20 protein-coding genes, 1 tRNA gene and 1 pseudogene are annotated in these 19,218 nt (G+C 61.9%); 7 read left to right on the top strand and 15 right to left on the bottom strand.

Going from position 1 to position 19,218, the window contains the following annotated elements:
• The coding region (locus Psi02_RS38090) for a hypothetical protein (RefSeq protein WP_203980789.1) at positions 1-202 on the top strand (202 nt) is incomplete at its 5' end.
• A gap of 27 nt (positions 203-229) precedes the next feature.
• Here the strand turns inward: Psi02_RS38090 and Psi02_RS38085 are convergent.
• From Psi02_RS38085 to Psi02_RS38075, 3 genes are read right to left on the bottom strand one after another with little or no spacing between them, the layout of a single operon-like run.
• On the bottom strand, positions 230-2,170 hold the full coding sequence (locus Psi02_RS38085; RefSeq protein ID WP_203980788.1) for an ATP-binding protein: 1,941 nt from the start codon (positions 2,168-2,170) through the stop codon (positions 230-232).
• Position 2,171: 1 nt separating this feature from the next.
• On the bottom strand, positions 2,172-2,744 hold the full coding sequence (locus tag Psi02_RS38080) for a hypothetical protein (protein ID WP_203980787.1): 573 nt from the start codon (positions 2,742-2,744) through the stop codon (positions 2,172-2,174).
• Positions 2,744-4,117 carry a dsDNA nuclease domain-containing protein gene (locus tag Psi02_RS38075; protein ID WP_203980786.1) on the bottom strand — a complete coding sequence of 458 codons (1,374 nt, stop codon included), beginning with the start codon at positions 4,115-4,117 and terminating at the stop codon, positions 2,744-2,746. The genes Psi02_RS38080 and Psi02_RS38075 overlap by 1 nt, the downstream gene beginning before the upstream one ends.
• 1,110 nt (positions 4,118-5,227) lie before the next feature.
• Here Psi02_RS38075 and Psi02_RS38070 point away from each other — a divergent pair.
• Positions 5,228-5,620, top strand: a complete 393-nt coding sequence (locus Psi02_RS38070; RefSeq protein ID WP_203980785.1) for a hypothetical protein — start codon at positions 5,228-5,230, stop codon at positions 5,618-5,620.
• Positions 5,621-5,944: 324 nt separating this feature from the next.
• Here Psi02_RS38070 and Psi02_RS40945 read toward each other — a convergent pair whose 3' ends face one another.
• Together Psi02_RS40945 and Psi02_RS38060 are read right to left on the bottom strand one after the other, a co-directional pair.
• Positions 5,945-6,187, bottom strand: a complete 243-nt coding sequence (locus Psi02_RS40945) for a tyrosine-type recombinase/integrase (RefSeq protein WP_203980791.1) — start codon at positions 6,185-6,187, stop codon at positions 5,945-5,947.
• Between the two features lie 9 nt (positions 6,188-6,196).
• Positions 6,197-6,373 (bottom strand): hypothetical protein, encoded by a 177-nt coding sequence (locus Psi02_RS38060; RefSeq protein WP_203980784.1) that lies wholly within the window; start codon positions 6,371-6,373, stop codon positions 6,197-6,199.
• 43 nt (positions 6,374-6,416) lie between these two features.
• Between Psi02_RS38060 and Psi02_RS38055 the strand changes: the two genes are divergently transcribed.
• Entirely contained in the window at positions 6,417-6,884 is a 468-nt protein-coding gene (locus Psi02_RS38055) for a hypothetical protein (RefSeq protein ID WP_203980783.1), read from the top strand.
• Positions 6,885-7,173: 289 nt separating this feature from the next.
• A complete protein-coding gene (locus Psi02_RS38050) occupies positions 7,174-7,710 on the top strand; it encodes an SMI1/KNR4 family protein (protein WP_203980782.1) in 537 nt (178 codons plus the stop codon).
• 196 nt (positions 7,711-7,906) lie between these two features.
• Here Psi02_RS38050 and Psi02_RS38045 read toward each other — a convergent pair.
• From Psi02_RS38045 to Psi02_RS38030, 4 genes and pseudogenes are all read right to left on the bottom strand, one after another.
• Positions 7,907-8,003: transfer RNA gene (locus Psi02_RS38045), tRNA-OTHER, on the bottom strand.
• A 47-nt stretch (positions 8,004-8,050) separates the two neighbouring features.
• A pseudogene (locus Psi02_RS41340) lies at positions 8,051-8,254 on the bottom strand (transposase); the annotation flags it as partial.
• Positions 8,255-8,391: 137 nt separating this feature from the next.
• On the bottom strand, positions 8,392-8,907 hold the full coding sequence (locus Psi02_RS38035; RefSeq protein ID WP_203980780.1) for a cupin domain-containing protein: 516 nt from the start codon (positions 8,905-8,907) through the stop codon (positions 8,392-8,394).
• Between the two features lie 625 nt (positions 8,908-9,532).
• Positions 9,533-10,381: a calcium-binding protein gene (locus Psi02_RS38030; protein ID WP_203980779.1), complete on the bottom strand. Its 849-nt coding sequence runs from the start codon at positions 10,379-10,381 to the stop codon at positions 9,533-9,535.
• Positions 10,382-11,486: 1,105 nt separating this feature from the next.
• Between Psi02_RS38030 and hemE the strand changes: the two genes are divergently transcribed.
• Together hemE and Psi02_RS38020 are read left to right on the top strand one after the other, a co-directional pair.
• On the top strand, positions 11,487-12,554 hold the full coding sequence (gene hemE, locus Psi02_RS38025; protein ID WP_203980778.1) for a uroporphyrinogen decarboxylase: 1,068 nt from the start codon (positions 11,487-11,489) through the stop codon (positions 12,552-12,554).
• Between the two features lie 484 nt (positions 12,555-13,038).
• Positions 13,039-13,413 carry a hypothetical protein gene (locus tag Psi02_RS38020; protein ID WP_203980777.1) on the top strand — a complete coding sequence of 125 codons (375 nt, stop codon included), beginning with the start codon at positions 13,039-13,041 and terminating at the stop codon, positions 13,411-13,413.
• 212 nt (positions 13,414-13,625) lie between these two features.
• On the opposite strand, the gene Psi02_RS38015 is transcribed toward Psi02_RS38020, so the two are convergent.
• Positions 13,626-13,877: a hypothetical protein gene (locus Psi02_RS38015; protein ID WP_203980776.1), complete on the bottom strand. Its 252-nt coding sequence runs from the start codon at positions 13,875-13,877 to the stop codon at positions 13,626-13,628.
• Positions 13,878-14,348: 471 nt separating this feature from the next.
• Here Psi02_RS38015 and Psi02_RS38010 point away from each other — a divergent pair, with 471 nt between their 5' ends.
• Positions 14,349-14,873, top strand: a complete 525-nt coding sequence (locus Psi02_RS38010) for a hypothetical protein (RefSeq protein ID WP_203980775.1) — start codon at positions 14,349-14,351, stop codon at positions 14,871-14,873.
• 212 nt (positions 14,874-15,085) lie between these two features.
• Here Psi02_RS38010 and Psi02_RS38005 read toward each other — a convergent pair whose 3' ends face one another.
• The 5 genes from Psi02_RS38005 to Psi02_RS37985 all read right to left on the bottom strand — a co-directional run bounded on the left by Psi02_RS38005 (position 15,086) and on the right by Psi02_RS37985 (position 18,774).
• Positions 15,086-15,262 carry a hypothetical protein gene (locus tag Psi02_RS38005; RefSeq protein WP_203980774.1) on the bottom strand — a complete coding sequence of 59 codons (177 nt, stop codon included), beginning with the start codon at positions 15,260-15,262 and terminating at the stop codon, positions 15,086-15,088.
• A 271-nt stretch (positions 15,263-15,533) separates the two neighbouring features.
• The gene (locus Psi02_RS38000) at positions 15,534-15,968 is read right to left on the bottom strand and encodes a hypothetical protein (protein WP_203980773.1); all 435 of its coding nucleotides are present in this window, start codon (positions 15,966-15,968) and stop codon (positions 15,534-15,536) included.
• Positions 15,969-16,518: 550 nt separating this feature from the next.
• Entirely contained in the window at positions 16,519-17,154 is a 636-nt protein-coding gene (locus Psi02_RS37995) for a hypothetical protein (protein WP_203980772.1), read from the bottom strand.
• Positions 17,151-17,768: a SigE family RNA polymerase sigma factor gene (locus tag Psi02_RS37990; RefSeq protein WP_203980771.1), complete on the bottom strand. Its 618-nt coding sequence runs from the start codon at positions 17,766-17,768 to the stop codon at positions 17,151-17,153. Before Psi02_RS37990 ends, Psi02_RS37995 begins: the two co-directional genes overlap by 4 nt.
• Before the next feature lie 433 nt (positions 17,769-18,201).
• Positions 18,202-18,774 (bottom strand): hypothetical protein, encoded by a 573-nt coding sequence (locus Psi02_RS37985; RefSeq protein WP_203980770.1) that lies wholly within the window; start codon positions 18,772-18,774, stop codon positions 18,202-18,204.
• Positions 18,775-19,218 lie beyond the last annotated feature (444 nt).

Genomic DNA, 19,218 nt, shown 5'->3' with positions numbered 1-19,218 from the left:
CCTAGACGCCGCCGTCGAGCAGGGCATGAGTGCCTTCGACATCGAACGCAAGTCGCTCACCGATCTCGTCAACCGGGCCGGAGATCTAGACCGCGTCTTACGCCAGCGCTATCGTCACGAGGCCCTCGCAGCGGACTTTCATGAGCACTATCTAGGGGCGCGACGCGCTCTCTCAATGCGACGTCCGGAGTTGCTCGAATAAGCTCGATACTGGGATATAAGATCCCACTCAACCTTCTCGATCGGTGCTCTTCACTCCAATGCGCTCCACGGCATCAGGGCCAGGATGAGCTACTTCCGGGACAGAGGGGTTGTCATAGTCGACGTGAATCTCGTTCACAAACTTAGTCGCGATTCTCGGCAGATCGTTATCGGCGATAATGACCTGAACTCGACGATTCGGCATGTCGGAGAGCATCCGGAAGCGCCGATATATGCGCTCAGTAAGAGCCCTGTCTTCTGCCGCCGCACCGATATTCTTGCGTGGAGAGTCGACGATGAGTAGATCAGGCAAATAAGTATCGAAACGCGGCAGACTATACGTAAGTAGGCTCAAATGGTAAGCGAGGTTAACCAGTGTCTTCACCCCACCCGCCACTGCTAGCCTATCGAATGGCCGGCCATTCACGATCGGTAGATAGGTCTCCTGATCAATACGCGCGCTCTGATACCAGGGCACTTCTAAGAACTGAACGATCTCATCAAACAGGTCGCTAAGTTCACTAACCCTTTGACGTCGACCAGCTAGTCGATCTCGAGCCGCTTCAATCCCCTCGGCCACTCGTTGCCCCTCCTCATTAAGTGCAACGATCTGCGCCTCAAGCTCCCTAAACTGAATCCAGTAAGAGCTAACACGGTCCACTGCCTCAAGCTTTGCTTCTGCGCTTGCAACCGAAGCGGATGCTTGAGCAATCGACTCGAAACGTGGGGACACAAAATCCCGTGTCCGCATATCCAGCTCCGTGCGCAGTCCATTGGCGATCATATCTAAGCCGCGCGCCTGGCCAGCCAGACGACTCAGTTGCGCTCGATCCACTTCGAGAAGTTGCTCGGCTTCCGACAGCTGAGATTCTAGCTGTCTGATTGCTTCATCTCGTTCTGCAACAGTTGCCTCTGATGTTGTCGCGTCCGGCTGGAGACAAACACGGCACAGATCAGTCTGCACTTCCCGATTATCTAAGGACTGAAGGCAACGAGGGCAAATATGGAATTCGATAGGCGACAACTGTCGCGCTGCAACCGCTAGGCGATCCTGTCGAGCGATATCAAGTTGAAGCTGAGCGACAAGGGCACTCCGCCTAGCAACTGCGGAGGAAGCAGCATCCACAGCCTCTCTGGCGGCCTCAGCTTCCTTGTCCGCTAGTCGGATCTCTTCCCGAAGTGCGTCATCAGCCGCGGAAAGCTCCTCTACTTCGTTTCGAAGTATCGAGAGTTGCTGCCTAGCAGACCCAGCCTCTTCCTCCAGTCGCTGACGTTCTATTGAGAGTTCTCGCTCATCGCCAACGGAGGCTTCTTGCAGGAACGTCTTCACGGTCGCAGCGCGTTCCCGTGCGGCACGCAGAGCATCTGCGATCTCACCCCGCCGCAATTCGAGATCGATTAATTCCGAATCCGTCAATCCGAACATAATCTCAAAGGACGCTCGACGCTTCGGTTCGCGATAATTTTCCAGATGATAAACGACAGATCGATCGATCTCCGCCTGCTGCAAGTAGACGTACGAATAGATGTCATTGAACGTGAGAGACGATGTTGCCGATCCGGCCCGCGTGCGACTGCGCGGAATCGTCAAGACGGGAAGCCCGAGAGCGCTCAACAACAGGCTAGAGAGGGAATCTCGCCCCCCTCCCTCGCGGACAGGAAATGTGCCAACCAACTCACCGCTCGCAGCTTCATATACATCAACAGTGTTCATTCGCCCTTGCGTGGCCCGCTGAAGCACAAGACGCCGCTCTCCAGCTTCAATATGCAACCGAGCGCGGAGTACGTTTTCTTCGATGACTTGAGTCAAGGTAGCTGAACCACCCAGGACATGTTTAATCAGTTCCAGCATTGTGCTTTTACCGGCACCAACAGGGCCAACGAAGGCCGTGATTCCATGAAAGGGGTACGAGTACTCGCCCGTCCTGGTAGTAATCACGAGCTCGCGAATTTGCAGATGAGTTGTCATATCAGATCTCGCTTCGCCATGGACGGTCCACCGCGTCAGGCAGGTAAGTGTAGATCATGTCTTTTAGACGATTACCGGATATATTAAAGTGTTCTCTGAGTAATTCGGCGCGCGCCGCAACGATTTCCCACTCAGGGGCTGCGGCCAAAGCGCGCGCCAGACGACGCCCGTCAACTGTAAGTCGGATGGCTAACCCCGACGATCGGGGTACGTACTCTGCAAGGCGTCGGCCAACTAGAGCGCCCAGAATAGGGTAATACCGATCATCCCACGGTCCATATTTGTACCGGATCATCCTACTCTCAACCGCCTGGCGTTCCATTGACGTTGGGCGCGTTTCCTCGCTCCAGCTTTCTTGCCCGTTTGGTAGCAGCCGTTCCATAAAATTCGGGTATCGCAGCAAGAAATCTAATTTTGCAAGCTTCGTGAGTCCACTAAATGGCTTATTCTGTCCGCGCACAAATGAGTTAATCAAGATGAGTACGCGCGCTTGGTGATATTCCATTTCATTGCGAGTAGCTGCTTGCGCCTGAGCTGCAGCCTCCTCAATCTTCGCCCTAATCGGTTCGGACATCATCCGGCCTCGAGTTCAAATGGCTCGCTGAACCAGATCAAGCACTCGTCGCATAGTTCGTACGCCAGGCCCAATAGATGAAGTGGATCAAGCCTCATAGGGAACTGACGTCCGAGTTTTTCGGGATGCAGCAGTGTGGCCAAAAGCCGATTCATTTCTACGCCATAGCTCTCCGCCGGCCGGGTCTCGGCTTCTGCGAGCGCAGCCAAGTGCGCTACTCGTGCCTTGAGGTCGGCAAGTTCGGCGGCATCGCCGGGAAGGTCCGTCCGGAATTCTGCCCACGCTGCGATCCAATGGCTTCGGAGGCGAACGGCCGCATTTACGGCTGTTGGTCCCAGGCCACCCGCTTGCATCTTCTTGACTAGACGACTGGAACGCAAATTGACGGTTGGCGAAGCAGGAAGGGAGGTTAGGCGCACTCCGGCCGAGTGTCTACTGACCAGGCAATTCTTGACATCCGTCCGCGTTAAAGTCCTTCGGCCGATCTTCTCAATCATTTGGCTGTCGAAAGCTAGCCGGCGAGGATTGGCCAGATACGCTGCCATCGACCGCGGCTGACTATCGTGATCTCGATTAGCCTGCTCTATCTTCGGCAGAAGAGTGTTGTAGCAGGCTTCGGCGTCAGCGTCGTCTCTACCAAGATCCACAAGCGCTGGGGCCATCAGCTTCAGAATGTTATGAGAGCTGATATAGCTGCGCGGAGGGAGATCGCTCTCTATCTGGAGACACGCAAGAAACTGGCACATCTCATTACGAAGTGCTGTGACGGCCGGGTCAAGTTGCTCATCTATTCGTAGCTGTCGTGAGTCCTGTCGACGTCCACGTCTCTTAGTAGACTCTTTGCCACCTGGTGCTGAGGAGTCCGATTGGCGCTGCCTCTCAGATAGCAACACATCAACGATCAGGTCCCCGAACTGCGCGATCTCCTCTTCGGCACCAGGCTCACCTGACTGAACACGAGCGCACGCTGTAGCTAGCTCATCAGCTTCGTGCGGGCCGGTCTTCAATCCCGCGTTGGTGCTGATACGGCAAGTTGAATTCGCTCGTGCAAGCCGCCACCTGTCAAACAAGTGTATGAGCCCACCACGAGTACACAACTCATTGAGCGACCAGGGGCCGCGTCCGGATTCGCGATGCTTGACGGAAACTAACTCTAGTTGGCCGCCACGGAAAGAGATGATGTAGTCCTCGTGCCACTCGCAAGTAACACTCTCAATTTCATCCCTCACCAGCATCGCAATGCATACGGCTGCGATACATTCACATTGGTAGCGGAAGCGCGACTGAGTCAAGGCACCGGCGTCTTCGAGCGGTTCGCCTAAATCCGAAAGAGGCTCTAACGCCACGGTCGACTTCTCATTCTCGCTCGACACGACATGCCATCGACCTGAGTCGCCTTCCTGCCGAGGGAGCGGGGGCCTTAAGGAGATCGCCCCAAGCGGCTCTTTCGTTACAGACCCACTCGCAACGAGTTCGCCACAAGTGCTTCTCTGCCGAATTGGGCTTATAGGGATCAAGGGCGGCGCTCCGCGCCGCCGAGCGGCCCTACGCCCGCTCGCCGGCCGGGCATGCGGCCTGGGGGCCGGTCCCGGCCGACGGCAGCTCGGGCCGCCCGCCGTACACAGCATCGCCATGCCCAAGCGCACGCGCCCACCTCGCGTCACGCCGCCGACCACACCCGCGCCTGCCAGCAGCCTCAACCGTTACGAGGTCCCTCGGTGCTCTCCGGGTGATCGCCAGCTACTCCGCTTCCGCCCGCATGTCGGCCCTTGCCTCCCCGCCTGCCCAACAAACTGCTCAGCAAAGCCCACAGCACTCGCACTGGATCACTCGCCACGAGGACTACGACAAGGACGAGTGCACCGAGCCACGCGACGACGCGACGTAAGAAGAGCACCCCATCAAATTACGCGCCTCCGGCGGGGGCCTCGGCTCCGGGATGATCGCCCAGGAGCAGGAGCCAGGTCCGTAGCTGCCTGGGGTGGGCGCCTGATCGTCCCGCCTGCCACGACCCAGGCAAGCCCAGCAGACCAGCTCCTACGGCTCAAGCCCGTCTGTCCCCGTTGGCGTCCGATGATCGAGGAACGGCGACCGGCTGACGTACACGCAAAGACGGGCTTGTCCCTCCGTCGCCGGCCCGCTGCCGCTCCGCGGTGGGTCGAGGCATACGGGACGATCAGTCCAGGGAAACTGTGCGTGTCCGCACGGGAGTGTGGCGAACGACGGCGGGACTCGGCGGACGTCCACGGACACCGCATCTCCAGGTCAAAGCCCTAGACCTCGATCGAACCGTCTTCTATTAATCCGCGGGTTCATAAGGACCTTCGGGCTCTTCTTCAGTGCCTTGGCATACACCATGCCTACCCCGTGGCCGATGCCATGACGTCGCAGGAAGTATGCTCTGATCACCATCACAGCCCCTATGAGACACACGACCAGACGTCCAGTGTCTAGGTAAGACTGCTAACCCCCCAAGAGGTCCCGTGGCTGCGGCTGCAGAGAAGAACGAGCGTATGTCGCTCGCGGTCAAAAGTGCCCAGTTCATCATGATCGTTCAAGGAGCGCTGGGACTCTTGTCCAGCGTGCTGCTTATCGCTCCGCTAACGGCATCGGGCGGCAAAGGTGATGTCCTGACATCACTGGTTCTCGCCCTCAGCGTTGTGATCGCATTGCTGATCGGCTGGTGGGCAGGCAAGTGGATCTCGCGTAGAAGACGGGTCAGGATCGCCGCGCTTGGACTCGAGTGCCTCATGGCTCTCACCTATGTCTCCGGACGTACGCTCGACCCCCCTCCCTACATGTACAGCCTGGTCTTGCCCGTCGTCGTACTCCTTCTGTTGCTCCTACCCTCTGCTAAAGCGTGGTTCGACCGCTGACCCGGTAGGGAGCGACTGCGCTCATCAACTACTGGCCCGCGGTGTGGGAGTTGAGCAGCAACTACGCCCGTGGCGCGGGTGCCCGCCTGATCAGCGTGCAATTAGCGTGCAATTAGGGAGGGTGAAGAGAGGTCAATCACGGTCACTCATGACCGGCTCGAAGCCCATGTCAGCCCCCTTACGAGCCGTGATCCATACACTTCCCAAGCTGACAGCGCGGGTTCGATTCCCGTCACCCGCTCCAATAACAAAGGCCCAGGTAAGAGGATGATTCCCGACCCGGGCCTTGATCTTTTTGGACACCTTTTCGATCTTCAGAGCCCGTTACGTGCCCGATCCATCTGGATCTTCCTTGGTCAGCGCCTCCTTGGCGAGCTTGCCCAGCGCATCGGCGATGGCCCGGTCGCGCTCCATGGCGGTGTGCTGGTAGATCAGCGCGGCCTGCGTGGTCGAGTGGCCCATGCGGTTCATTAGCTCTCGCAGAGTCGCACCGGATTGCGAGGCGAAGGTGTTTCCCGTGTGCCGCAGATCATGAAAGTGGAAGCCCGTAAGCTTGGCTGCGCTGATCGCCTTGCTTCATGTCCGGGTGAAGTTCGTCCGCCGTAGCTGGGCGCCCTTCGGCCCGATGAACACCAGGCCCTCATCCCCCTCCCCCGCGTACGTGTTCAGGGGCGTCCGGAAATCCGGCAGGAGGAGTTCGGGCACGGAGACGATGCGCTTGCCGGCCTGCTGCCGCTCCGCGGTGGGCTTCACAGTAGAATTTTCGACGGAGATCGCTACCCGCGAAAGAAGAGTCATGCCCCGCAAGTCGGCGGCTGCTCTACGTCTGGATGCCATCTGCCGATCCCACCTGCTGGAATATCGGCGCCGACCATCGGAACTCTCACCTCACACGCGTCGCAAAGTTGCTCGCTTCGAGGCTGAACGCGGCCTGCCTGCCCGGCGGATCGAAGATGCCATCCTCCGCTGGCGACTCTTCCTACGTCATCCTGGGCGGCTGCTCTACCTGCCGAAACCTCACCTCCCCGGATACGACCTCTGGGACGACCGACTTCTCATCGATTGCGCCATCACTGCCCTCGACAGACGGGCAGCTCGGGAAATCGCGTCAATCGTGAAAGACCTCGACTGTGACTTCCTGGCGCGCACCCTGCCCAACCCGCACGCCCCGAAGACCTGGCCGTGGTGGCACCGCAGGTGCGGGGACCTGGGCAACATCCTGCTAGTTCCCTCGCAGGAGCATGATCGGCCGGACATGGCATAGACGGTCCTGATGCTGGGCCGTGCCCGTTGCGTGCCCGTACGGTCGGCAACCCGCAGGGAATCACGGGGACTCACGGTCACTCGACCCGCCTACGCCCAGGTCAGCCTTTTCCCAGCTCAGACCGCATGGTGTTGAAAGACTTCCCAAGCTGGCAGCGCGGGTTCGATTCCCGTCACCCGCCATCATCGCGAAAGACCAGGTCAGGGGCGGTCTCGCGACCCGGACACTGCTTGTTGTCGGCGCTTGGTCCCGTGAGGCGTCCCGCAGAGGCATCTGGTACCACTGGGCCATGGATGCAACCAATGACGCGTCCCTTACCGGGGACCTCGAAGCGCTTCAGGCCGCGTTTCCCGCTGAGTGGCGAGAGCCCCCGTTAGGACTAGAAGGCGTTGCAGCCTGGGAGGGCGAGAACGGTGCCCGCCTGCCTGAGCCCTATCGCACGTTCATCGCCGAGGTCGCCAATGGTTCCTCCTTGGGCCCCCCTGAGGATGGCGGCCTCCTGCCCCTCGGCTGGCTTCCACCGGGTTGGCCTGACCAGGGAGATCGCATCCCGGGGGCCGCCTTCCCTCTCGACCACGCATGGCACTGGGAGGACGAAATCGACTCCACACCTGATTCCGACCAACGCATCGCCGACGTCTACAACCACGGCTCCATCGTCTTGGGCACAGACGATGAGCTCTCATACTGGCTCCTGGTGCTCACCGGCACGCAACGCGGGAAGATCTGGTTTGTTGCCGACGTCGGCGCCTCCCCCTACCCCGGTCCAGAAGCCATCGGCTTCATCGAATGGGTTCAGCGCTGGCAGACCGGTGCCGGCTGGTAGGGCTCCGTTGGAGATCGTTTGGGGACCTTGTAAACAGAAGGCTCACGGAGCACCTCTCGCGCATGGGTACGAGCTTGATCACGTGCCACAGGCGTGCCATATCCCACGGGAAACAGCGGGGAATCACGGTCGCTCACGGATCATGAACAAAGAAGCCCCCGACCGGCATCTCTGCTGATCAGGGGCCTCTTTTGGCTGGTGTAGCAGGTGCAAGTTTCGAACTTGCGTAGGCTGAGCCGACGGTTTTACAGCACGTGACCTTTTCCGTCCGCTCATAGATCCTGACCTGCCACATGCCCCTGCGCGCCGGGTCCCGCCACCAAGATCATTGCGCGTATATTGCAAGCAGCCTGTCTCGGTGCCCGTTGCGGTGCGTACTGCGTTGATCGGTGCGCTGGTGCGAGGCGGCGCCGATCAAAGCGGTCGCCTCTGCCTCGATCAACGCTTACAGCACTGCTTACAGAGCGTGGCGGATGGCATCGTCGGCGTCGGCGGCTTTCAAAGACTCCAACAGGTCGAGCAGGGCAGACTGATCCAGAGCCATCGTGTGATGTCCTCCGCGAGAACCTTTGGTCGGGAACTCGCTGACCGTCACACGATGGCTCGCCCCATGTCCGGGGCTGCTTCACCAGCTTGGAGTTACACCACCCTAGGGGACGTCACCATGCTCCGCGGGGACGTTCAGCCTTCAGGCAACGCCTCCAGGCCGTACTTCGCGAAGAGGTCGAGCATGTGCCCTTGGAAGCGTTCTGGGCCCCAGGTCGGGACCTGGACGCCCGGCTCCGGGTCGTCGCCGCCGTCCAAGAACAATCCCTCGGAGCCTCCAGGTGTGTAGAAGAACAGCATCCTGGCTGTGTGGAGTCCGACGTTCTTAAAGCGGTGGCGCACGCCGCGCGGGCAGTGGACCAGGTCACCGACCCCTGCGGTGAACGTCCTATCACCGTCCAGGAACTCGAGTTCTCCCGCAAGCAGGTAGAACGTCTCGTCCTGGTCGGCATGGGTGTGTGCTACAGGGCCGCCGCCTGGCGGAACGGAGGCTTCCACGACACCCAGCGATCCTTTCGTCTGCGCGGCCGTCAGCTTCACCGAATAAACGTCGCCGGAAAACCACTTGGTACGCCCGCCGTTGACGGGTACGTAGATGCCTCCGGGAGTGGTGGCAAGGTCATCCGCTTCTGGGGAGATGTGAAACGTCATGTTCATCCTCTGTGAGTAATCGAAGGAACCGAGTGCTGCAGCGACGGCAGACCGACCCCCGCATCGTTAGAATCCGCCGGACCGCGGTTCTTACCTTGAGATCGCCGAGCCTCGGCCCCAAAGGTCTTACGAGGCGCGAACACCGCACTCAGATGCGCTGTCATGGGCACGGCGCGGCATGGGTGGCCACGCTGGTGCGGCCCCATCCGCGACCAGCTGACCCCTGGGGCCTTTCGCGCGCTGCACGCCTGGGTCATCGATGCCCTCCGGGCGAATATCCGTCCGCCTTCGACCCCTCGGCCAGACACAACGGGGACTAGCACTTCCCTACGTGCGGGGGCCTCGTCCACCGGAGACACCTCATGATCCCCGGGCCATTAGCGGGCCATTAACCAGGGTGACGAGGGGGCAACCACGGTCACTCAGGACCGGTCTCACGCCCAGGTCAGCACCCCTAACAGCCGTGATCCATGCGCTTCCCAAGCTGACAGCGCGGGTTCGATTCCCGTCACCCGCTCCACACGCAAAGGCCCAGGTCAGAGGACAATTCCCGACCCGGGCCTTGATCTTTGTTGGGCTTGTTTCTCACTCGCGTGCCGGGCAGTTCCCTGGGCGGTGAGAACCGTCAGCTCTGATGAATGGCGTCCCTGCCGGTGCCGCCGGAGAACCTGTCCTTGCCGGGGCCGCCGTACAGCTTGTCGTTGCCGCTGTTCCCGTGCAGCTCGTCATCGCCGCTGTTGCCGTACAGGACGTCGTTGCCCTTACCTCCGTACAGCACGTCGCTGCCGGTCCCGCCGTAGATCCTGTCGTTGCCGTCGCCGCCGGACAGGACCTGCCTGCCGGTGCCGCCACGGACCACGTCGTTGCCCTTGCCGCCGTCCACGATGACGTAGCCACTGGCGTAGACCGTGTCGTTGCCGTCACCGGCGGAGACCGTCGCGTCCTCGCCCACCGTGATGGTGTCGTCGCCCGCCTGGCCCAAGACGAAGTTGCCGTCGACCTTGCCGGTGTCGGTCAGCCTGTCCTTGCCGATGCCAAGGTAGATCGTGTTGAAGTAGTAGGACTGGCCGGTGGTGTTGTTCAAGGCGACGATGTCGTTGCCGTCGGCGAGGTCCATCCGCAAGGTGTCGTACCTGTTCGGAGCGCCCGGGAGGGCGACCTTGCAGGAGACCCGGGTGTGGTCTGTGGCGGCGGGGTGGGCGCAGCCGGTTTTCGCCTGGATCGGGACGACGTCGTCGATCACATACGTGATGGCCGTGTGGTCGCTGGTCAACGACTCGGTGATGGTCACCTTGTTGGCCTGGCCCGAGGCGGCCTTGTAAAAAAGAGCGCCGTTGACCGCGGCGGTGGCCGACGGCGTCGCGGCGCTTGCTGTGGTGGCCAGGACGATCGGAACGGACAGTCCCGTGGCGAGAGCCAGCGTGAGCGCCGATGCGGTGCGTGTCACCCGGCGGCTGACGAGGGGAGAGGGCATTACAGCCTCCATGAGGCATTAGCGGGTCCTTTTTCGTATATGACTCCCGGCGCATGCATTTTGTTGTGTGACCGTTCTCACAGGAGTACGTCCACCTGGTCGGGGCGCAGGCGGCGGTTGTACGCCCCTCACCGGAGAACCCGCGCGTCACCTACAGCGAGCTGGCCGGGCAGGACGACCTTGTCGAGGAGCGTCTGAGGTTGGAGCTTCTCGCGATCGATCCTGCGGCGATCGAGGACTCCGACTCTTTCTGGAACGACGCTCTCGGAGACGTCTCCATTGGTATACGGAGACGATCCTGAGTAGAGCGCTGAATTTCTGGCGCGCCACGACGACACAGAACGCAAGGTTCCCTCATTCATGCGGGACATGTTGGCCTGCACCTCAGACACGGCACAACGCCCCCCGAGCGCCGCTTGATCACCGTGCCAGATGCGTGCCAGATTGAACGGCGATCAGCGGGGACTCACGGGAAGTCACGGGGACTCGACCACGCCTGAGCTGCACCCCCTGTTCCCCAGCTCGCAGAGGGTAGATCACTAGCCGATTCCCAAGCTGACAGCGCGGGTTCGATTCCCGTCACCCGCTCCACACACGAAGGCCCAGGTCAGAGGATGATTCCCGACCCGGGCCTTGATCTTTCTCGACATCATTTCGATCGTGCGTGCAATTAGCCCACGGGGACTAGGACCACCGCCGAGCCGCCCTCGTCGTCGCACCCCAACCGACTCGGCCGCTGCTACGCGACTGCATGGGATACCTACGGGGTCGCCGGAAGCATGCCATCGCCGAGAACCCCCCACCGGAGCCTCGCGCTGCTCCTGAGTACGGAACTCGGGCACAGCCGCAAGCGCCGCTTCGTCCTGGGCTCTCTCAAACACGAACGGGCCCATGGCTGCGAAATCGTCGATTTTGTCAACCTGTTGTGGCCCATGGTCTGTCGCTCTGATCTGGCCCAGCCGGCGGCCCTTGGTAGGCTGCAGGGCGTCTTCACCGCGGGCAGATCGTGCCGATCAGGCCGGGTGAGCTCGTGCATCTAACAGGACGGAAGAGCGTGGAAACCGCTACGCGGGGCGACGTTGGTCTGGATCATGCACCTGGTGGGGTGCGACCGAAGAAGTTGCTGTTGCGTGCGCTTGCGGGCGAGCGGACGGAACGGCCGCCGATCTGGTTGATGCGGCAGGCTGGGCGCTATCTGCCTGAGTATCACGGCGTTCGCGAGGCGGCCGGCGGGATGGTGGGGTTGTGTAATTCGCCCGAGCACGCGGTCGAAGTCACCCTGCAGCCGATCCGACGCTTCCCGCTGGATGCGGCGATCTTGTTTGCGGATCTTCCGCAGATCGCTGCGGCGTTGGGTCAGACCCTGGAGTACCGGGTAGGTGATGGCCCGGTTCTGACACCGCCGATCCGTTCGGCGTCGGACATCACCGAGTTCTTGAGCGCGTCTCGCTTGCACGAAGAACTCGCCCCGATCTACGAGACGGTCCGGCAGCTCACGCACGCCTTGCCTGACGATGTGGCGCTGATCGGCTACGCCGGTGCGCCCTGGACGGTCGCGACGTACATGGTCGAAGGGCGCGGCGGCGGCGACTCCGAGCACGCCCTCGTCAAGCAATGGGCGCTGAGCGACCCCGACAGCTTCCAACCCCTGATCGATCTGCTCACGACAGCCGTCATCGAGTTTTTGGACCGTCAGATCGAGGCAGGCGCCGAGGCGATCCAACTGTTCGAGAGCTGGGCCGGGATACTCCCGGACCCGCTCTTCCAGCGTTGGTGCGTCAAGCCAGTCGCCGCCATCGTCACGGCGCTCAAGGCGAAGCATCCGAGCGTTCCGATCATCGCGTTCCCGCGCGGTGCCGGGCTGGCGTACGACGGCTTCGTGCAGGCCACCGGCGTGGACTGTGTCGGCCTCGACTCGACGGTGCCGCTGGGATGGGCGGCGCAGAAGGTGCAACGTGAGTTGGGCCGCTGCGTGCAGGGCAACCTCGATCCTCAACTCCTCGTCAAGGGCGGCCCGGCACTCCACGCCGAAACAGACCGCATCCTGCGCGCTCTCGGCGGCGGCCCGTTCGTCTTCAACCTTGGCCACGGCATCGTCAAGACCACACCCCCTGAGCACGTGGCCGCGCTTGCCCAGCAGGTGCGCTCCTGGGTCGCACCCTCGACGCAGTAGACGGCCCGAACAGGTCGGCAACTCGCGCGCTGGCCCAGAGCGGTCTGTTCTACGCGGTGATCTCCTGCCTGGTGTGCGCGAAAGCCCAGGTCAACCGATGGATTCGGGATCTGGGCTTTGATCTTTGCTGGGGCTCTTTCTCACTCGCGTGCCAGGATTCGTGCCAGATCAGTTGATCTTGGTTCCAATGAGTGGCGGACCATCGTCGTCGTCCTCCACGCCGAGTGCCTGCTTGACGATCTCACTGTGAGCAGCCGCAAAATGCCGAGAACCACCGAGACTGTTGGTGCAGGTCATCGCGGTGGTTCAGGGTTCTGTCGCAGGTTGCGGCGATGCCTGATTACTTCAACCGCAAGTCGTCAGGCAAGGCATACGCAAACTGCACCCCCCCGGCTCCCCGAACGCCAACTCCTCCCCTCGGAGAACACGATGGCCGTCACCGCCGCCGGATGCTCACCACTGCCATCCCGATAGGCTCATGCCGGTGCGCAAACGGGGCAAGAAGCCGAAGAAGAGCAAGGCTGATTGGTACGCGGTGCGGTGCGTCTTCCGCTGGAAGGGGCCGTACGACAGCTATGAGGAGCGCATCACGGTCTGGCGGGCTACTTCTCTGGAGGAGGCCATCGAGTTGGCGGAACAGGAGGCCGCCGAGTACTGCGACGCGGGCCCGTACGAGTACCTGAACCTTGCGCAGGCCTACCACTTGGCAGACGAGTCGATCCAGTCCGGTACAGAGATCTTCTCTCTGCTACGCGACAGCGACCTCGCACCAAAGGACTACCTGAACGCATTCTTCGACACCGGCACCGAGCGCCAAGCCCCTTGGGCCGAGGACGAGCCCCACGCGCGGGAGAACTGACGATCCGAGAGGCATAGCGAGTGCGGTCATGCTTGGCACACGATGAGCGTTTGGCGTGCCCGTTGCGTGCCCGTACGGTCGGCCAGCAGCGGGGACTCACGGGGACTCACGGTCACTCGACCTACATATGCCCAGGTCAGCGTTTGCGCAGTTCAGGGCACATGGTGTTGAAAGACTTCCCAAGCTGATATGACAGTTCGGCCTTCGGGTGCCTACGGCATTCCGCCCGACCTAAGCCCTTTCTGATCCGCTTTGGCGTCGGGCTGGCTCTCCGCCTTCGCTTTTCGCTTGCTTTCCTCGCGAATCTCGCTCAAGGCACAGATCATGCCGCTTAAGAGGGGGAAGAAGACGACGCGATCCCATCGACCGTCGCGGAACAGCCACAGGGTGAGGATGACGCCCAAGGCTAGGCCGGCGCATAGTCCCCACAACAAGCCGCGAAAAGCGGGCCGCATCAGCGGCACCAGCCGTTCCCTCCTCTGACTACCCACGCACGGAGTGTCGCATATGGCCCGGTGGCTGTCCTTGACGGAGGGCACCACCAGGGGCGTACTCCCGGACACATCGAGTGCTCCACGTATAGAGGACTGGGGACCACCTGGGGACCACACGTCATGCACGTAGCCGAACAACGTGCACGTCACCAAACGTCGTGCATGGCTACCTGAAGGCCGTTGAGCTGCAAAAACGCCTACCCCCACTTCCTGGGGTCAAGGGGTCTCAGGTTCAAATCCTGTCGTCCCGACAGGCAACAAGGTCTGTCGATCAGAGGGAAACCTCAGGTCAACAGGCCTTTCTTCATGTCGGCTAGATCAACTGGGTCGACGACAAACGGCATGGTTAGACAGAATGCTGTGGGTTGCGCCCCAAACAATGTGGCAAAGCACGCACTGTTAACCATCGGGTGGAAATTATCGACACGAAGGGTCTGCTACATGAGCGAGTTCTTGCTTCCCAAGATTCACATTGATGCTCTGCTGACCGCTGCTCTTGCATGGGAAGGAGAGGAGTACGCGCGATACCGGTTTGATCGGAGATCGGCGGAGAATCCGGCGGTACTGGAGCGGGTAGTGCTTTCTCTGGAGACAGCCGATGATCTCGGCCGAATCTTGTGGGGACAGAATTTCGACATGGCTGCCTGGTACGTGGGGTTCGAGTTGGACACGCTCGACGCCGAGCGGGTCGCCGCGCTCGATAAGGAGGCTTTGGCCGACCTTCACTCCGTACAGTCCTATGCCTTCGACCGTCTTCCTGGAGAGCCGGATCCGGGCGTCATCCTTTGGGCGATCGCCTGCTACGAATACCAGACCTGCCCCGAGTTTCCCGAGGAGTGGATTGGAACTCCCGCTGCCCCCTTCATTAGCTACCTTCAAGGAAGAGCGAGAAGCCGTCTGCCGGGTGCTCAGGTGGCCTGGCCGATTGAAGACCGCGACATCTTCTTGACCTGGGCCTCCCAATAGCCGACCACACCTTCCAGGTCCGCGAACTGCGCCTGAGACGCCACCTCTGTTCCGTCTTTGTTCCGCCGGAGTACGAGAGATCTCCGCAACTGTTGGCAACTGCTGGAACATGAAATCCCAGTTCAGGCTAGGTTTCGGAGATCGGCCGCAGGTCAGAGAAACGCTGTGAACATAACCCGGCCTACAGAACGAGCGCCCCCAGTCGGAGGCGCTTACTTCTTTTCGCCGCGGTAGAGCACGGCGGTGACGATCGCGGCCAGCATGAAAACCGTCGCCATCTGCAGGCGAAACGAGCCGTCTCCTCCACCAGGTTCGTTCGCGGGGATCATTCCAAGGAGAAGGAAGAGAATCCCGAGGGAGAAGAAACTGGCAGTGGCGATGCGAAGCATGCGCTTGATCATAGCGTTTGGATTCGGGACGTAAGCCGTCTAACGGCACACGCGGAAATCCACTTCGAACGCGACGCCCTTGGAAGGCGCGTGCCCGTTGCGTGCCCGTACGGTCGGCAACCAGCGGGGAATGACGGGGACTCACGGTCACTCGACCGGCATACGCCCAGGTCCCCGTTTCCCCAGCTCAGACCGCATGGTGGTGAAAGACTTCCCAAGCTGACAGCGCGGGTTGGATTCCCGTCGTCCGCTCCACTCGCGAAGGCTCAGGTCAGGGGAAGGGTATCACCGAGAACTTTAGGCCATGGAACAAATACATTGCCGGCACATACTCGTTCAACTCATCGAGAGAGGGCACCTCAATACGTCCGCTCACACCCACTCGTTCGAGCTCCTCGACCAGGATCGCGATCATCCGTTCGCCCATCGCCGGCGGGACGTAGCCCTTGCAATCCACGTACAACCAGGGGCCCCGGGGTGCAAGGCGTATGTCCGAAACATAGTTCGGCGTATAGAGATCACCGTACTCCGCCTCCTCAACGCTCACTTCCCGCCCATCTTCAGCGACAAAAGAGAAGCGTCGGGCTGCCTGGAGAAGGCCGTACCCCGCTGCACGAGGATCGGACGCGCCGACAATGATCACCGTTTCATGAGAGATGTATTCCTCTATCTCGGCGAAGACCTCCTGATCGACCTCAATCGACAACGCGCCAGCTCCCTCAGACCAACCCGCCAACAGTCACCTCACTGCACGGCGGCCACAACATGGAAATCGCCTACATCCCGAGCCCTCCGGCATTGAACACGTAGCCAGACGGACAACAGGCGAACGTTTTTCGTATCCGACACTAGATCACGTGCCAGATGCGTGCCAGATTGAACGGCGATCAGCGGGGACTCATGGGAAGTCACGGGGACTCGACCAGCGCTGAGCTGCACCCCTTGTTTCCCAGCTCAGAGAGGGTAGATCACTAGCCGATTCCCAAGCTGACAGCGCGGGTTCGATTCCCATCACCCGCTCCACGCGAGAAGGCCCAGGTCAGAGGATGATTCCCGACCCGGGCCTTGATCTTTTTGGACACCTTTTCGATCTTCCGTGCCCGATCCATCTGGATCTTCCTTGCTCAGCGCCTCCGTGGCGAGCCTGCCCAGCGCGTCGGCGATAGCCGCCTGGACCGTGAGCCCGCCGGCACGGGGTTCACGGTTCAGACCGTCGTGTGGTTGGCCGTCCTGGCTTGCGGCCAGTGGGATGGGAGCTACTTGGTGGCTACTTTGGGCTTTCCGGAGCAGTTCAGCGGCGACCCCTTCTTTTGCAGGCCGAACGCCGCACCAGGCCCCTGCTCGGATCCGATCCGGAGGGTGCCGATCCCGATCACCAGTTCCGTTCCGGCTGGCATCGCCTTCGGGTTGAGGCTCATCACAAGGCCGCCGGGCCCGGGCAGCTTGCGCACCACCTGGGAGACCTGCAGCTGGTCGTCGGATGTGCACACGGGGCCGGACGTCAGCACCACGGGGACGCCGGCGTCAGCCAGGGTCTTGGCCAGCCTCGCTGGGTCCTTCAGCTCGCGGATCGTCACCTCCACCAAGCCGTTCGGCGACGTATTGACCGACCATGCGGCCAGGTTGACGTGGACCGCCCGGGCGGCAGACGAACTGCTGGGAGCGCCAGGGTGGCCGCCGGACGCCACAGACGTACCGCCGGACAAGGACAGCGCCAAGCCAATTGCTAGCGCCAGGCCGCCCGTGCCCACCCCCGCCACGCCGCGCAGCCGGCGTCCGCGGGCCCGGGCCATGATCGCTTCGGGCCGCTGGTCCATGTGCACGTGGGTGAGGGCATCTTTGGTGCTGGTGAGGGAGCTTCGCATTGCCGCCAGCATGTCGTCGTCGTTCATGAGGTGACCTCCTGGTCGCTGAAGGATTGTGTTTGCGTGCGGAGCGTGGCCAGCGCCCGGTGCAGGTGCGCGCCAACGGTCCCCGGGGAGATGCCGAGCAGCTTCGCCGTGGCATCGGTATCCAGGTCGAAGAAGACCCTTAGCGTGATCACTTCGCGCTGCCTGAGCGGAAGCATCCGGAGCGCCGCAACCAGCGCCTGGTCGAGGCCCAGGTCCGCCGAACGCGCCAGCTGGCTGCCCTCCAGGCGTGTCAACGCTGTTGGATCGTCCACTGTCAGCTCGCGCCGGCGGCGCCTCCACCAGGACACGTGGGCGTTCAGCGCTGTCCGTACCACCCAGGCGCGTGGTACAGGGTGCTCGCGCACCTTGCGCCAGGACGTCCAGGCCCGGGTGAACGCCTCCGCCACCAGGTCCTCGGCGAGTTGTCTGTCGCCGACGTTGACCAGCACGATCCGCAGGCAGTCATCCTTGGAGGCGGTGTAGAACTTGGTGAATTCTTGTCCTCTTTGCTCCACGCCCCAATAACGCATGAAGGCCCGGATCCCTTTACCCGGGCGGCCATGGCGTCTCGGAAGCACCACACCCAAGCTGCGTGCCGCGACGGACGCGCTCATTGGTGATCAAGGATCTGCCGGGCCTCATGGCCTCATGGTGATACCCACCGAAGTACCGGATCTCGGCCGAAGGTGGTTTCAGGGGTCCGGCGCGCCACCACACTGGGATGACCAGCGCGGCACGACGCCCAGCCGCAGACCGACCGGCAGGGTCTGGAGGGTGGGTCTGGCCGCCGACTCGGATCTGTGAGCCCCCGAGCCACGCCTCCGCACATCGCCATCCGTCACCGGCCCTCAGCTGCCATGCCGTGCCCGTTGCGTGCCCGTACGGTCGGCAACCAGCGGGGATTCACGGGGACTCACCGTTACTCGACCGGCATACGCCCAGGTCACCGTTTCCCCAGCTCAGACCGCATGGTGATGAAAGACTTCCCAAGCTGACAGCACGTGTTCAAGCGTCCCCACGCGGTCTGGGTACGGCGGCTAGCCTTTGTCACCCCAGGATCGAAGCGGCCCTTGCGTATGCCTGACTGGCCAAGTCGGTAAGCATGGCCTTTTCGCTGGCCCAGGCGTCGGGATTGTCTGCCGTGAAGGGGCGCGCGACGAGGCGCACCTCGATGAGGTAGTCGCCGTGTCGGATCAGGGCGGCCCAGGTCACCGGATAACCTCCGGATGGGTCCCGGAGGCGGTATCCCCACGCGCCCGCGGGACGTGGGAGCGCGACCTGCTCATAGCGGTCCGTCCACGTGTTCTGCCCATCGGTCAGCCGTACGGTGGCACACTGCCCGGGAGGGGTGGCCGCCAGTTGGTCCAGGGCGGGTGCGGAGGCGTACACGATCGACTCGCTCATCATCGGCCCACCGAAGGCACCGTTGGTGGTGTCGACGAGGAAGGCGCCGCCGAGTACGCCGTGGGACTCGTTCTTCAAGGGGGCGGCGCTCCAGACGCCCTGGGTCCACTGCCGGCACTCCGGGTGGTCGACAGGCCGGGCGCCGATCTGCGTCTGGCCAATGGTCGCGATCCGCGCGTTGGTGAACGGCGCCGCCTCAGGTGGCAGCTGGTCCATGGTCGTCGCGCCGTGGAACCGCGTCAGCAGTGCCCGCCGGACGAGGTTGCCTCGGCTTCTGCCGGGCTAGGCCACTACAGGAGGTGGCGGGGTCGCCGGGATCGTCATGTCCAGGTTGAGGCAGGTCGGCGGCGCGCAGGATGCGGAACTGGCAGGTAAGGGCGTCGATGGGGCACTCGGCGATACAGACCGCTTGGACACCAGAATGCTCCACCTGGCGCCCTGCGGAACGCTGACCTTAAGGCGTATGACTGCTCAGTCTCCGGAATGGGTTCGTTGAGGTAACCGTCTGGCCCGTCCAAACGCACCAGCCCGTTTGAACACCCGAAGCTGACACCGGACGTCTCGCTCACGCGCTCACCGACCTCGATGGTGAGCTTGTCGGGGGATCCGACACAGGCGCCGACAACTTGGAAGGCTCCCCCGACCTTGAATTCCCCGCTC

It is taken from the genome of Planotetraspora silvatica, from assembly GCF_016863315.1.
In the GTDB taxonomy this organism is placed as follows: Bacteria; Actinomycetota; Actinomycetes; order Streptosporangiales; family Streptosporangiaceae; genus Planotetraspora; species Planotetraspora silvatica.
This window is presented reverse-complemented; position numbering and strand designations above follow the sequence as displayed.